The sequence below is a fragment of the Sphingobacterium sp. UBA865 genome (genome assembly GCF_002295765.1).
GTDB classification, from domain to species: Bacteria; Bacteroidota; Bacteroidia; order Sphingobacteriales; family Sphingobacteriaceae; genus Sphingobacterium; species Sphingobacterium multivorum.
In genome coordinates, this window is sequence record NZ_DBGB01000042.1 from 268,118 (window position 1) to 283,185 (window position 15,068).

The 15,068-nt window shown below is 39.0% G+C and carries 13 protein-coding genes; 3 read left to right on the forward strand and 10 right to left on the reverse strand.

Translation table 11 applies throughout. The features are described 5' to 3' along the window. Nucleotides 1-2: 2 nt before the first annotated feature. On the reverse strand, nt 3-1,127 hold the full coding sequence (locus B2O97_RS24195; RefSeq protein WP_286710309.1) for a lipid II:glycine glycyltransferase FemX: 1,125 nt from the start codon (nt 1,125-1,127) through the stop codon (nt 3-5). 261 nt (nt 1,128-1,388) lie between these two features. Here B2O97_RS24195 and B2O97_RS24200 point away from each other — a divergent pair, with 261 nt between their 5' ends. Together B2O97_RS24200 and ybaK are read left to right on the forward strand one after the other, a co-directional pair. After that, nucleotides 1,389-3,041, forward strand: a complete 1,653-nt coding sequence (locus B2O97_RS24200; protein ID WP_286768302.1) for a DNA polymerase/3'-5' exonuclease PolX — start codon at nt 1,389-1,391, stop codon at nt 3,039-3,041. 12 nt (nt 3,042-3,053) lie between these two features. Continuing rightward, the gene (gene ybaK, locus B2O97_RS24205) at nt 3,054-3,530 is read left to right on the forward strand and encodes a Cys-tRNA(Pro) deacylase (protein ID WP_286710308.1); all 477 of its coding nucleotides are present in this window, start codon (nt 3,054-3,056) and stop codon (nt 3,528-3,530) included. Nucleotide 3,531: 1 nt separating this feature from the next. Here the strand turns inward: ybaK and B2O97_RS24210 are convergent, their stop codons facing one another. The 6 genes from B2O97_RS24210 to B2O97_RS24235 form a co-directional block, all read right to left on the reverse strand. Further along, nucleotides 3,532-4,299 carry a methyltransferase domain-containing protein gene (locus tag B2O97_RS24210; RefSeq protein ID WP_286768303.1) on the reverse strand — a complete coding sequence of 256 codons (768 nt, stop codon included), beginning with the start codon at nt 4,297-4,299 and terminating at the stop codon, nt 3,532-3,534. Nucleotides 4,300-4,341: 42 nt separating this feature from the next. Further along, nucleotides 4,342-5,325, reverse strand: coding sequence for a lipoate--protein ligase (locus tag B2O97_RS24215; protein WP_286768304.1), 984 nt, complete (start codon nt 5,323-5,325; stop codon nt 4,342-4,344). A 132-nt stretch (nt 5,326-5,457) separates the two neighbouring features. Continuing rightward, on the reverse strand, nt 5,458-6,462 hold the full coding sequence (locus tag B2O97_RS24220; protein ID WP_286768305.1) for a glutathione synthase: 1,005 nt from the start codon (nt 6,460-6,462) through the stop codon (nt 5,458-5,460). Between the two features lie 13 nt (nt 6,463-6,475). Beyond that, a complete protein-coding gene (locus B2O97_RS24225) occupies nt 6,476-8,308 on the reverse strand; it encodes a flavohemoglobin expression-modulating QEGLA motif protein (protein ID WP_053003900.1) in 1,833 nt (610 codons plus the stop codon). Continuing rightward, on the reverse strand, nt 8,298-9,077 hold the full coding sequence (locus tag B2O97_RS24230) for an N-formylglutamate amidohydrolase (protein WP_201639456.1): 780 nt from the start codon (nt 9,075-9,077) through the stop codon (nt 8,298-8,300). Before B2O97_RS24230 ends, B2O97_RS24225 begins: the two co-directional genes overlap by 11 nt. Nucleotides 9,078-9,903: 826 nt before the next feature. Continuing rightward, nucleotides 9,904-10,512, reverse strand: a complete 609-nt coding sequence (locus B2O97_RS24235; protein WP_286768338.1) for a hypothetical protein — start codon at nt 10,510-10,512, stop codon at nt 9,904-9,906. A 40-nt stretch (nt 10,513-10,552) separates the two neighbouring features. Here B2O97_RS24235 and B2O97_RS24240 point away from each other — a divergent pair, with 40 nt between their 5' ends. After that, nucleotides 10,553-10,762, forward strand: a complete 210-nt coding sequence (locus tag B2O97_RS24240; RefSeq protein ID WP_286768306.1) for a hypothetical protein — start codon at nt 10,553-10,555, stop codon at nt 10,760-10,762. A 105-nt stretch (nt 10,763-10,867) separates the two neighbouring features. On the opposite strand, the gene B2O97_RS24245 is transcribed toward B2O97_RS24240, so the two are convergent. The 3 genes from B2O97_RS24245 to B2O97_RS24255 all read right to left on the reverse strand — a co-directional run bounded on the left by B2O97_RS24245 (nt 10,868) and on the right by B2O97_RS24255 (nt 15,037). Then, nucleotides 10,868-12,625, reverse strand: coding sequence for an aromatic amino acid hydroxylase (locus B2O97_RS24245; RefSeq protein ID WP_201639459.1), 1,758 nt, complete (start codon nt 12,623-12,625; stop codon nt 10,868-10,870). Nucleotides 12,626-12,758: 133 nt separating this feature from the next. Beyond that, nucleotides 12,759-13,958 carry a tyrosine--tRNA ligase gene (gene tyrS, locus B2O97_RS24250; RefSeq protein ID WP_070569280.1) on the reverse strand — a complete coding sequence of 400 codons (1,200 nt, stop codon included), beginning with the start codon at nt 13,956-13,958 and terminating at the stop codon, nt 12,759-12,761. Nucleotides 13,959-14,197: 239 nt separating this feature from the next. Beyond that, complete coding sequence (locus B2O97_RS24255) at nt 14,198-15,037, reverse strand: hypothetical protein (RefSeq protein WP_115047861.1); 840 nt, start codon at nt 15,035-15,037, stop codon at nt 14,198-14,200. Nucleotides 15,038-15,068: the final 31 nt, after the last annotated feature.

Sequence of the window (15,068 nt, forward strand, 5' to 3'; positions counted from 1 at the left end):
TACTAACTCAAATGATAGCGCTGATTTTTAAACTCCATTGAAGCATAATACTGATATTTCCTATTGTCCAAGGGATAATCCCAACAGCCCATACGGTGGTAGATTTCACCACCAAATCCTGTTTTGAAACGATAAAGCCCATATAAAGGATGTGAAGGATCTGCCTGTGGCGATACCCCAAAAAAATCATATTCTGTACAACCTTTTTCTTTCGCAAGCTGCATAGCACGCCATTGCAAAGCATAGGTCGCCATATAATTACGATTTTCGGAAGCAGAAGCTCCATATAGATAAGTCCCCCGATTTGCCGCAATCACCAAAAACATAGCGGCCAAAGGCTGGTTATCCACTTCAGCCACTAAAAGATAGACATCTGCGGGAGATAATGTATCACTTGCCCTTGCAGAAAGAACGATCTTAAAATAGCTTATATCATGTAAGAAAAAGTTATTTCGAAGAGCTGTCTGCCGATAAAGCTCATACCAAACCGCCAAACTTTCAAGCCCCAGCGAACGCACACGTACGCCTTTTCGTTCTGCTAAATTGATATTATACCGTGTCTTAGATTTCATATTTCCAAGCAAGATGTCCTCCCCTTTTCTAAGATCCATAAAAATCGTGTTTGAAGGAAGTATGTCCGTATTGGCTTTATGAAAGTTCCAGTTTTCTGTGTTAAAATTAAAGCGCATTTCCTGAATCCGTTTCTCCGGCACCCCTAGCCAGTTACCATGAAGATCGTAACAATCATCCTCTTTAGCCCAATGTGATTCCCAAGATAAATCATAGCGTATCATTATACAATTTGGTGGCAGATGGGAACGTAAACTTTCCGACAACTGTTCTAAAAAATAGCCCTGGTTTTCATCTGAAGGTTCAATCTCAGGTCCATAAGGTACATAGGCTATGCTATGTTCCTGATCTATGGCTTGTATAATAATTAATAGATCACCGATAAAATAGGTATCGTCGTCGACTCCGACATACAGATCGGATTGTTTGGATTTAAAATTAAATGCCTTCGATTGTATACCTTGCATTTTTTTTACTGCAGACCAATAAGCCGTTTGTTGAATAATACCTGTTTTATAAAGTCCACTGATTTCTTTGTCACTAATGTCTGCTATCATGTTAATTTACTATTGAATAGGGATGTTTTTTAAAGGATAGTCACAAAATAACTCCAATTTTAACACCCAAAAACGGCAAACATAGCCAAAATGTTTGGTTAAGCGCACATGCATTTGTCACTTTGTTGTTAATTTCAAGAAATAGAGAAAAACAGGCATTCAAAGTCGCTTTTTTACATTATTTAACGCTATAATATCCGCGTTTGAATTGTTATTTTGACCTAAAATTTAAGATATTTGTAGCTTAACAATTCAAATACGATGGACAATAAAGCGATCTCAAAAATTTTCAAATTATGTAGCCAATTGATGGAGCTTCACAACGAAAATCCTTTTCGAACAAAATCCATTGCAAGTGCATCTTTTAAGTTGGACAAGCTACCTTTCCGTATTGAAGAGGCCAGTCTTGAAGAATTGAGTGCACAACCTGGAATAGGAAAAAGCACTGCTGAAAAAGCCAAAGAAGTCGCTGCTACGGGAACTTTCAAAGAGCTTGAGGATCTTATTGAAAACACACCGTCCGGTATTATTGAAATGTTAAATATTAAGGGCCTTGGCCCTAAAAAGATTCAAATTATCTGGAAAGAACTCGAGATTGAAAGTGTCGGCGAATTACTTTACGCCTGTAATGAAAACCGTCTCGTAGAAGCAAAAGGGTTTGGTCTTAAAACGCAGGAAGACATCAAAAAATCCATTGAGTTTTCTATTTCCAACAAAGGATGGTTTTTATATGCGAAAGTACTTCCACTGGCAGAAAAATTTTTCAACGAATTGAAATTGCATTTCCCTTCTTCGCTGCTGTCATTTACAGGAGATTTCAGAAGAAAATGCGAGGTTTTGAGTACCGTAGATCTTTTAATATCGGAAAGTATAGACAACGTCGAAAAATTCCTCGATGGATTTACTTTAGTGGAAAAAACAGAAAACTCCATAGAACTGACCGATGAATTGGGTTTTACTTTCAAAGTATTCAGTAGTAATATCAATGATTTTTATCGCGACCTGATTCTTAGTACCGGATCCACTGCACATCTCGATCTTCTATTTAATATTCTACCGGATCTACCTTCACTTTCCAGTGAAGAGGCCATTTACCGTAACTTGGGTTTAGATTATATTGAACCCGAATTACGAGAGGGCTTGAATGAAATAGTGCAGGCCCAAACTCATACACTGCCAAAGCTGATTCAATACAAAGATCTCAGGGGAACACTCCACAATCACTCCACCTATAGTGACGGCGTACATAGCCTCGAGCAAATGGCAGTGCATTGTAAAGATGTCCTGGGGCTAGAATATTTGGGTATATGCGATCACTCGCGAACTGCAGTCTATGCCAACGGCCTTTCCATTGAGCGATTGGAACAACAATGGAATGAGATTGCTACCTTAAACGAAAAATTGGCTCCATTCAAGATTTTCAGGGGAATTGAATCTGATATTCTAGGTGACGGTTCATTAGACTATCCCGATGAGGTATTGGCTAAGTTTGACTTCGTTGTCGCCTCCGTACACTCCAATCTGAAAATGGACGAAGACAAAGCCACAACAAGACTAATCAAAGCGATCGAAAATCCGTATACAACAATCTTAGGCCATCCAACAGGAAGACTATTATTAAGTAGAGCCGGATATCCCTTAGATTTTAAACGGGTAATCGATGCTTGTGCGGCAAATGGCGTTGTCATTGAGATAAATGCAAATCCTTTACGATTAGATCTGGATTGGAGATGGCACCGTTATGCAGTGGAAAAAGGAGTTTTACTTTCCATCAATCCCGATGCCCATCGTACCGAGGGATTACACGATATGCAATATGGTGTATTGGTGGCGCAAAAGGGTGGTCTGCAAGCAAGTAACTGTTTGAATGCATACGCGCTAGATGCTATAACGAACTATTTTAATAAGAAATAAGAAGGCTAGGGAATGTCGAGTAAAACAAATGCTGTTCGCCTGTTGGACACAGCAAAAATAACGTATGAACTCAGAGCATATGAGGTTGACGAACAGGACGTCAGCGCTGCGCATGTCGCCGAAACCCTAGGTTTGTCGCCCGAGACCCTTTATAAAACCTTGGTATTAAAAGGTAACAAAGATCCATACATTGTCGCCGTAGTTCCCGGAAATGCACAACTCGACCTAAAAAAAATAGCGAGGGCCTCTGGGAATAAAAACTGCGAAATGCTCCCGATGAAAGACCTTTTAACGGTGACCGGCTATATTCGTGGTGGCTGTTCACCTATTGGCATGAAAAAACAGTTCCCAACCTTTATTGAAGAGGCCGCACAATTGGAGACAGCGATTTCGGTAAGCGCAGGAAAAAGGGGGCTTCAGATTATTTTAGCCCCAACAGACTTGGCTACGATCACAGCTGCCCATTGGTCCGATCTGATCGATATGTGAATTACCCTTTACGCCCATATAATAAAATGCGCTTGAAAGAATAGATCGCTGGAAATTTAGTAAAATGTTTTTTGATGCGTGTTTTAAATTCAGTTACAAACATAGGCTTCTTATCTTCCTCCAATTGTTCCATGTAAGGAATCAAAGCAGACCCAGCGATAAAATTGTAAAGCATATCTGCATCAGCAGCAATGAGCGGATATACACGAAGAGAAAGGTTTAATTGATCCAGGCCATTATCAAATAACAATTGCGCATAAGTATCAATATCCAATACCGAAGAAGGCCTATTCCAGCCCCTTAAATAGGATCGATAGGGTTCTTCCGTCGCCAATTCGAATAAAATTTTATTGAGTATATTTTCGGGCTGATAAGGCATTTGTATCGCCAATTGCCCGCCAACATTAAGCTTAGAAATAATTTGAGGGAAAAGAACCTGATGATCTTCCAGCCATTGTAAAGCAGCATTACTGAATATAAGATCCCATGTTTTTGGCTCTGCAATGAAGTTCTCAACGGAACTTTGCCTAAATTTTAGACGTTCCGTTTCCAACTTATGACTTTTAGAAAGCATTTCCGCAGAAGAATCTACCCCAAGAAAGGTCGCTTGAGAAAATTGTTCGCTTAAGATAGCTGTCTGTTCACCTGTACCGCAACCTAAATCGACTGCATGCTCCATTTTATCGGCAGTAATTAGCTCAGATAAATCATAAAACGGTTTAAAACGGATATCTTTAAATTGATTGTATACAACTGGATTCCAAGGCATATATTTATTAATTAACACCCGTATCGGGCAATACTACATTTTCTATTTAAACAAGGTAAGAATTTCTGCGGGTTCAACTTTACCAAAATACGCCGTCAAATCAATTGATTTCAGTAAGCTATCAATTTCTCCTACTTCATGCTTTTCACCAATCAATAAATTTTCAAGTTCATGAATTGATCGGGATGCAAAAAAATCACCGAAAATTTTAGCCCTTTCAATGTATCCTTTATGTACATCCAAATGCAACTCGATGAATCCTGCTGGGATCTTAATTGCTTTTTTAAAGTTATAATTTGGTGAAAAACCGAAGTTCCAATCCCATGTTTCATACTTCTCTTCGACCAATTTTTCTATATTTTCAATATCCGAAGCGGTAAACTCAATCATTTTGGCTGCTGGATTCTCACGTTTTATTTCTTCAATCAGCAATTCCTTAAAAACTCCAGTCGTAAAACCAGCAGGTAGATATTCAATTAAATTTGTGACACGTGCGCGATTCGATTTTACCGCCTTATCTACAAACTTCAATGGATTGACCTTTAAGGCATCGCTTAATACCTGCATCTGCGAATCAATCAATATCGTACCATGTTGAATCATCTTCCCATTTTTTGCAAGCTTGGCATTTCCACTAAACTTCTTCCCATCTACCAGGAGGTCATTTCTTCCTTCTAATTTTGCAGGGATATCCAATTTGTTCAAAATATGTACAATCGGCTGGGTAAAGGTCGAAAAATCCATAAAATCATGATTTCCCAATAAGGCATGAAAAGAAAAATTTAAGTTTCCAGCATCATGATAAACAGCACCACCGCCAGACATTCGTCGCACAACCTTAATCTGATGCTCGTTGACATAATCAAGATTGATTTCGGACAAGGTATTCTGAAATTTACCCACGATAATTGAAGGGTCATTTACATAGAGTAAAAAAATATCCTCTTCAGGAAATTTACCAAATAAATACTCCTCTGAAGCGATGTTAAAATAGGCGTTGCGGGATGGAGAATCGATAATCAGCATATTTTTCTTTTTTCAAAAATAACAAGAATTTAATTCCTGTAATTCATTTCAAATTCATAATTACCGCAAATCATTAACTTAGCACTCCCGCAGCGATTTCAACAACATCAATTTTCATCGATACAATTGTCATCAACCTCGTTCTCTGAAAGCAACCTTCTCCGCTAATTTTTCAATAATAAGCGCCGAAAAATCTTCTTTTACAATTTCTTCCGTCTGGCATAATGCCCCCGGACTAAATACATTGATTTCCATAATACGATCTCCTACCACATCCAAACCAACAAAATACATTCCGTCTTGAACTAATTTATTCCGGATCTTATCAACCATAAGCAATAACTCCGGTGAAATAATAGCTTCTTGCGTCTTTGCACCTTGATGCACATTGCTCCGAATCTCATCCCCCTGTTGCACGCGATGAACAGCAGCATACTTGCCATTGATCGAAATAGGCTCTCCATTTAGTAAAAAGAATCTAATATCACCGCGGGCAGCTTCCGGAAGATATTCCTGGCCAATCACATAACCATCTCGGGCAATAGCCTCTACAGTTTGCTTGAGGTTTTGCTGATTATCCTTATTGATTAAAAACACGTTTTTACCGCCGGACCCCTTCAAGGGTTTCAAAATAATAAGCTTATTCTGTTGTTCAAAAAATTCAATGACATCGGCATAGTTTCGGGTTACAATTGTTTTAGGTCGAATAGATTCATCAAATCCCTCGAGATACAACTTATTACTAGCCCGACTAAGGCTATCGGGATCATTGATAACCAATACACCTTTTTCTTTTAGGAGAGCGGCAAATTGTAGGGCTGAAGCGGCAGCCCAAGGTCGGCTAACCATATCGAGGACTGGATCAAACCGTAGCCAAACCACATCCATATCTTCCAAAATCATTTTAGTTTTTTCCGTTGTGCGCAATACCTCCATGAGTTGATTAGTAGAAGTAAGCATCTGATCAGGAAGTACTTTTCGTACATGGGCGGCAATATAGGCTGACTCATAGTAGAAATCGGCCAAGCCAATATAATAAATTTCATGCCCCATTTGATGGGCCTTCAACGCCAAAAGGGTTGTCGTGAAACGAGCAGTTTCTTTATGGGTTTGGTTGATCATGAATGCTATCTTCATATAAAATATCTGATTACTGAATCATTTGAAATATTCCATTACTTTTTTTGAGGTGTAACAAGGCATCCTTGTATGGATCCATTAGATACCTTGGGATTAGGGTCGGGGCTTTCAATACCCCCTTTAACATAAGTTCTTCTACGATTGGTATATAATCTTCGCGGATTTTACCCATCGTCAATAGGGATAGATCTCGTCCACTCTTGATATAATTGGTCAATTCGATTAAACCACTCAAGTATAATGCATCTTTGGTAAGCCCACCACTTCGATAGACCCTCATTGTCATTTGAAAAGCTGTTTCTGGCAAAAATTGATACTTGTCTACCAAGACGGAAAATGTATCAATAAATGAACCGCCTTGCTGCATCTGATGGACAGCGATAACTCGGCCTGCCAGAATACGTAGTCTATTATTTGTCAGGCCCCCTACCAAATATTCAGCAAGTACGGCGAGGCCTTCCTGAAGTTTTTCATAACCGGGAACTCCTAATCGAAAGAGACTGAACGGCTGTTGCTTGCCGTTATAGTACGTAACGATATGTGTACCGACCTCATGTTGAATCAGTGCCTTGACCCTATTCCGCGGCAAACTATACTGCTTACTTATATTGAGTACACCTTGATTGACCATCACACCATAAATATCATCCCGTAGCCTCACTGTGGTGCCAAAGCTTGGATCTTGGTTTTTCAGATAATCGAATTCTTCCTGGGCAAGCTTGGCAAATTCCTCGGCATAGACAATGTCCTCTTCTTTCGTTCTCACTTCTCGATCCGTTGTTGTAATTGTCAAAATTGCTTGTGCCTTTTCTAGTAATTTTTCATTGACAGTACCAAAGACCTGCATGCTGCCCAACAAAAATCCTTCTTTTCCCCGCTCACTCAGCATGGTCATCATCTGATCAAGCTCCTTGCGTTTATCACGAAACAAATAAGCAATGGAAGGATCAAATAAATCTTCGATATGCAAGTTATAGAGGTTTCTCTTGATAATATCTGGATCAATGGGCATGGGTCTATATCGAAAAACAGGGGTTTTTCGGTAATTTCCTTTCTTGAATTGCTGCCAGGCATCATACGAATTTGTTGGCGTAACCAATAATAAAAAATCAAATCGTTGGCTTTCCCGTGCTAATTTCTGATCAATCTCCCAAGCTAAAGGAAGCATCTTTTTAGGCTGGCTTATTTTAAATGCTGTAGGTTTAGATAAGGTATGTATGCGAATGAATTCAAAGAATGTTTTCGACAGACTCCTGGATATGGCCTCACGGAAATGACGCAGATCAATCGGTAAAATTTGCTGATTTATCCCTAAAAGGTATTTCGGTTTTATCTCCAGCCCCATATAAAATATATTGGTGTTCAGGTTATCCAACTGTACGCTCGAAGGAGATAAACTTTGCGTTGCATTTGTTTTGGAATCTGTCAGTATTTCCACGTTGGAAATCGATTCTTCTGTGAGCAGTTGCTTGCCTAGATACTGAGCGATAGCCTGTACATTTTTCCGCGCAATATGAATTTGGATATCTTCCTCCTGTGCCGGATCTGCGGCCCAAGCTTCAATAATCAAACAAGCACCAAACTCTTCGACAAGTTGATTGAGGATTGGAGCGATCCATTCAGAAACATTCATCTGCGGATCTCTTACCCTAAAATAAGCTGGTTCTGATTTAACCAACTCTGCCAGCATAGGGTCTTGACTGAAAAACTGTCTGTATAAAAACAGATAAGGAACAACTTGATTAAAGACCAGTTTGTTTTTTGGGGGAATCTGTACGTGGAAAACCTCCTTATTTTTGATCATTTTTAAAATGCCAGCAAGTTGTTTCGCATTATCTTTCATAGGCAAAATAATTTTCCAGTGTTCCAATGCTGTGCAAGAGAAGTTGCTTATACTCCTGAAGCTTTTGCGGAAATACTTCTCCGGTCCATTCGTCCATGAAGTCTTTCCGAAATTCGATAGAAAAAATACAGCCCTTATCGCCAAACTTATCATTCAAATACGCAGAAAGGAATCCGCCTTTAAATTTCACATTCTCGCGTACGTCGTAAACTTGTCCATCTTTTCCAGTCTGTAGTACTTCCAGTACCTGATCAGTCAGCATTCGCCATTTTTCGTGATTATGTTGTGTCCCAATGTTGATTTGAGGGTCGGCGGCATTATTCACACTAGTTTGAGGTCCCCCGCGACGCATATTATAACTATGAATATCATACACGATAAAATAACCATAACGATCAATCGTACGCTGAATCGCTTGGCTTATTTCCTCATACATGCTATCATAGGCAGCATACAGCTGATCTTTTAGTTCATTGGGTAGATCTCTTCGCCATACCTGTATCCCCCAAGATTGCTCAGGCAAAAGATAAATAGCATCTTCTCGTTTTCGATTAAGATCCAATTGAAACCTGGAAGTTCCAGATACAAATCGATTACAAGGTAATTCCGCCAAAATAGCTGTATAAGGATCCTCTTCGCGTAATCGTTCCTCTTCTGCAATATTCATGTAGGGCATCAAATGCGCATCGACCTGATGGCCATCATGAATGGCAAAAGCCCAAAATGGGCTATCGTCATTTTCAAATTGATAGCGATATGTTAAAGACATGTACCTTTTTTTTTAAACAGTTTGTGTCAAATAGACAGCATGGATTGCTGCCCCTTTTGCTTAGATAAACGCTTATGAGCAATAAAAGGTTTGAAAATTAAATGGATTGTCCTGCAGAATTAGAGGCTCCCCTTCTTGTCGGAAAAGCAGCTGTTAAAAATCGTTAAACAGCCAACGGATCCAGCACATTGGCATCTTTCTTGAATATTGTTCAATAGTTTCATAAATTTAGGTTAATAATTTAGTTAGTTTATAAAAAACCTGTTAGTCCCCGCTAACAGGTTTTTTATTTCCCCTAAAAAGAAAACAAAATAAATAGTAGTACACTTTATTGAAATTCAACAGTAAATAGTCAAAAAATGTTAAAAATTAAAAAAATACACAATCAGCTGAAACATTTTTTGAACTTACTACGTTATATAGGTACTTTTCATAAATTTAGGTTAATAATTGGTTAGGAAGACTCCTGTTGCTCCCCGCTTCAGGAGTTTTTGTTTATCAACACGTTAAGACAAATACAAAACAAAAAAAATCATTCAGAGCATCAGTTTTTGAAAACTGTACAACGAGTTTTTTTTAGTCTACGCTGTTTTGATCTCTCAACTAAACTTCAAAAAAATCGAATTTCAGGCAGAAAATTTTAATAACAAAAAAATGACAATATGTTCATGCTAAGAAAATAAGTTTTGGCATAGGTATTGCAATGTTTTAAGCATTCATAAATTTAGGTTAATAATTGGTTAGTTAAAACACTTGAAGTTCCCCGCTTCAAGTGTTTTTTTTATAATGTTGCGGCAAAAGCAAATTAGAATTTAGCCTCTTACGGTTAATTTCCGGCTTCTACCAACTGTTTTAATGCAATTTCGTATGCTCTCGATGAAATATGAGTCTTTTTAGAAGAAACCGACCTAATTTTCTTTAGTGCTTCAAAAATTACGCTGGAAACATCCGAAAAAATTGCATCATCACTGATTTCGATATTCCGTTGCATTAAATAAGCAAATACTCTCGCCATACCACAATTGGCAATAAAGTCTGGTATAACCGCAACATGCTGATCTGCGAATTCCATCACAGGACCATAAAATATCTCCTGATCTGCAAATGGTACATTGGCACCTGACGCGATCACCTCAAGCCCATGATTTATCAGCTGTTGGATCTGATCTTTTGACACTAAACGGGAGGCCGCAGCAGGCACAAAAATATCCGTTTCCAGACTCCATATTTCTTTCTGTATCTGATCGAAAGAAATCAAATCCGGAGAACAAAGCTCATTGCCTTTGCGTTCTAAAAGCAAAAGGGTAATCTCTTCCTCTCCAAATCCTTCCGGATTGATAAGTCCGCCGACGCGATCAATTATACCAACTATTTTTACACCAAGTTTAGACAGATAAAATGCCGCTGCGGCAGCAACATTACCCCAACCTTGAATTACCGCTCAACTTCCAGAAAAAATTAGATTTTCGACTGTATTGACCGGAAATCACCTGGGCTTGCTGGCTAATGTTGAAACACAACCAACAATAAAAGACCCACAGCAAGAAGATAAATACTTCAACTATCTGAAGCTAAATTTCGAAGATAGCCCATCAAAATTCACGCAAAAAGTTCATGAATACGCTGCCCAACTATTAGATGCGGGCAAACTTCATGAAGCGTGGCAAATTTTATTAAGGGGCTAGTATAATTAAGTTTCAGAAAATAGTACGTTCAAACTCTTAGACCGTCCTATTTTCTAGAACTCAATGCTAAAGGCCAATTAGTTTTCCTATTGCTCAGCTGATATTTTAGTGATTATTTAAAGCCTCCTCTTTAGCAACACGCAGTCCATCGCGAATCAGTTTTTTCAAATTTGGATATAGGGTAATAAATTCCAAGAGCCTCTGTTCGGCCTGAGTAGATAATTGCGCTTCATCATTAGCCCAGGCAATTTCAAATAATTCAACCAAACCTAACCAATGATCTGCATTTTCCGGCCCCAATTGACTGAAAATTTCCAGCCAGATCTTTTGATTAAATCCGTTGTCCCGCAAATTCCGTATCGCAGCATGACACTTCACTAGTTTAACATCTTCCGTTTCGGTAGGTACTGAAGATAGAGCCTGATCCAAATGCTCCTCAACCAAATCATAGGCATCTTTATCTGCAGCGCCCGCAAATACAGATACAATTTCTGCTCCGACAGCCATATCGTATGTTCCCCATTCAGGTTTAAAATACACCTCTTCCCCATTGCTACGGTATACCTCACATCCGGTAAATGAAATCAAAACAATCTTACTCAAATGACGTACAACTCCTTGAACAATTCCTGATACAATAATCCCAGAAGCAAAGTTTAACGAACACTGCCGCCCTTCCGCTATACCATATTGAATCAATGTTGTTTCATCAAAATCGGCTAAGTTACGATCGGCACCTAGCAAGTGTCCCACCGGAGAGCCAAACCCTTCACTATGATAATTTATACTATGGCCTTCAAGTTGTTTACCCGCTACAGCCAAAGCTGTAGGTCCTTGTGTTTGAATATAAGAGAGATTTTTATCCGCGTTGGCCAACTTAAAAACGCCCGACACCTGCAAACCGGAACTATATTCCACAGTGCAAACAGCTTTACAGTCTATTGCCTTGTCAAGGCTCTGTTTGCCCCCTACGCGAAAAGCCATGGTATCAGCAAATTTATCCAATACGAGCTTTAGGTGTTCAAAATCCGGTGTAACAAATAGCTGTGGTTGTGGTTTGGTAATATCATAAGGATATTCGATTGCATTTAAACCATACGCCAACTTAGGCACATCTTTCTGCATGCAGCTTGCGCTTTCTCCAATGGAAGACAGTAAACCAGCTCCATAAATTTTGGGGTTATGAAGATCTCCAATAAGTCCGTATTCCACAGTCCACCAATGCAACCTGCTCAACAATGCCATCTCCGAAGGCTCGCCCATATTATCTTGAATGATCTGCAAATTTTTCTCTGCTTCCGCCAACTCAGCCGCCGTTGTTGTAGCGTGTTCTTTTAAAATAGATAGGTGACGAATAGCTTCGTAGAGTTCAAAATCTTTGCCCGAAGAAAGTGCTTTCGTGCCAACCTCCCCAAAATACTGCAAATATGTCGCATAATCTGGCTCACCGATTATAGGTGCATGTCCCGAAGATTCGTGGATAATGTCTGGTGCCGGTGTATATTCGATATGTTCCAATTGACGTATGTCTGCAGCAATAACAAGTACGCGATGTGCCTGAAATTCCATAAAAGCAGCCGGCGGAATAAATCCATCCACTGTCACTGCCCCCCAGCCAATTAATTTTAGACTATCGTTCATGTCCTGTAGGTTCGGGATGGTCGCAATGGATAATCCCGCTTTCTTCAATCCAGGAATATAGGGGTAATAGGCTACATCTTTTAAAAAAGAATAATTCTGACGCATGACATAACGCCACAATGCTTGATCCAGCGCGGTGTAACGTTCATATCGTTGGGCTACTACATAGCGTTTCAAATGTTTGGGCAACCGCTCCAAAACAATATTATTATATGTTTCCATCTATAATTGGTATGAAAATAAAGTATGAGACTCCTATATGAAGGTAGAAATTATTTATGGTTTAAGAAAGAATCTTTACGTTAATTTACGGCTTTTAGCAAAATATTACAAAAGTATACCCTCACAAACCTTACTAAATAACTTTAAAATAAGTTCTTTTTCCTAATTTAATTTTAAAACACACATTCAAGTCAACCATTAGCTCTGCATTCAGCTGTTTTATCGTATCAATCTGCACCGCACCGCCCATAATCAATCTTCGCATAGCTGACTTTGTTCCCCCCTTTAGGAAATGACATAGATCGACCAGCTTAACTTGTTCACCAAACTGGTCGCGCAATAGTTGACCCGATACCTCCTCAAAGACCTTTTCTTCCAATTTCTTGCGCTGAAATTGCCTGACAAAATAATCAACAGCACTGGTCGCAAACTCGTCGCCATGGTATTGAGCAACTAGATTCTGTGCAATAAGTTTCTTAATTTCCATTGGATTTTCCCCCATTTCAATACGGGTTTTCATGCTAAGTTTGGTTTCCTGATTGAAATCAGTAGTCAAGTCAATATATTCCGGAATTAAATGATCAGGAATAGACATGGTTTTACCAAACATTTCATTCGGTTCATCCAAAAGACCAATCGTGTTGTTTAATGATTTACTCATTTTTTCTTTTCCATCCAGCCCGCGCAATAACGGCATACACAGCACGATTTGCGGATCCTGTCCAAATGATTCCTGCAGCTGCCGGCCCATCGCGCAATTGAATAGCTGGTCCGTTCCCCCCATTTCGATATCGCTATTGACATGTACGGAGTCAAAGCCCTGCAATATCGGGTAAAGCAATTCATGCATGGCTATTGATTGGTTTTCGTTAAAACGCTTATTAAAATCATGTCGTTGCATCAACTGTGCAACAGTGACTTTCGATACCAGCTGGATAACAGCTGCAAAATTTAATTGATCCAACCAGTCTCCATTAAAAACAATTTTCGCTTTTGAAACATCAATAATTTTAGACAGTTGCGCAATGTAGGTTGCCGCATTGTGAGCGATCGCATCCTGGCGCAAAGGCTTACGGGCTTTATTTTTTCCTGTAGGATCGCCGATACGGGCTGTAAAACTACCAACGAGGATCACGATTTCGTGCCCCAGTTCCTGAAACTGCCGTAGTTTCTTTAACACAACAGCGTGCCCTAAATGAAGATCCGGAGCTGTTGGATCAAAACCAAGTTTTATAATCAGTGGTCGGTTCTTTTCTTCAGCCTCCTTCAACTTCGATGCAAGTCCCTCCTTCGGTAAAATAATCTCGATATTTTCTGCTAACTCTTTTAACATGGTGTGATATAAAATAAAAAAAGCCCGAACGTTATGTTCGGGCTTAGCTATAAATAATAATTGAATTTCTTAATTTAATAGGCATAGGGGTCCCGAACGATTATCGGGAGATAATAATTAAAGAAAAATGGAAGACGTAATATGTTGTTCATTTTCTTCATTGTTTGACAAAGGTAGCGCTATATTTTTTAAATTCAAAAATATTCGCATCCACACTTGCTTGGATATGCATTTTTAAATTATCCACCCGTATTTTTATCCATCAATTTTCCCGCTCCATTATAAACATACTTTTCTGTATTCCCTTTATCCTTTTTCTCCACGACCTTTTGCACTAACAATGAATTCTTAAAATACTCATGGTAAAAGCAGTTATTAACGCTATATTTCCGCTCAACAAGATTATTATTCTGATATAGATCCGTGTATTCAATTTTAGCTTTCCGATAGGTATGTTTTAGTAATTGACCATTGGCATCAAATGACTTTGATTCCTGTACCTGACCACCACAATTCAATTTGGCACTGTACATCAACGTATTGTCTAATCGATAGTCGGCTCTGGTATGGTCAAAATCATTTTCAACCGTGTAATAATTATCAAAAAAGACTTTTGTCACTTTTTTACCCCTATTGGCAGCTCGGTAGAATACCGTCTTTTCCTGACTGATTTTCCCATTCTTAAAATTACGCTGCACACTTGAACTATCCGTTATCATATATTGAAAGTCTGGCAAGGCAGCAGATCTCACATTCATTTGCTGCAATACACCATGTCTTACGATAACATCACCGGTACGCCCATCTTTTTCAATTTTAAAATCACGATCGACGATGCCATCCTGATTAATCGTAATAAATGCATTGGAAAGTCCCATAAATTGATTCTTCTGCAGAATATATTTACCCTGTTTCAATTTCGTCTCCTTACCTTTTTCTAGTATCCGGATGGTATCCTTTGGATATTCCGACAAATGCAATTGATAACGATCTTTGTCCAAGCGAACATACTCTTGCGCAACTCCCAACTGAACAGCTAAACACAAGCATAATAATAGGATAAAACGTGATTTCGACATAATGTAATAAAATTGTTGCAATCATAGTAAT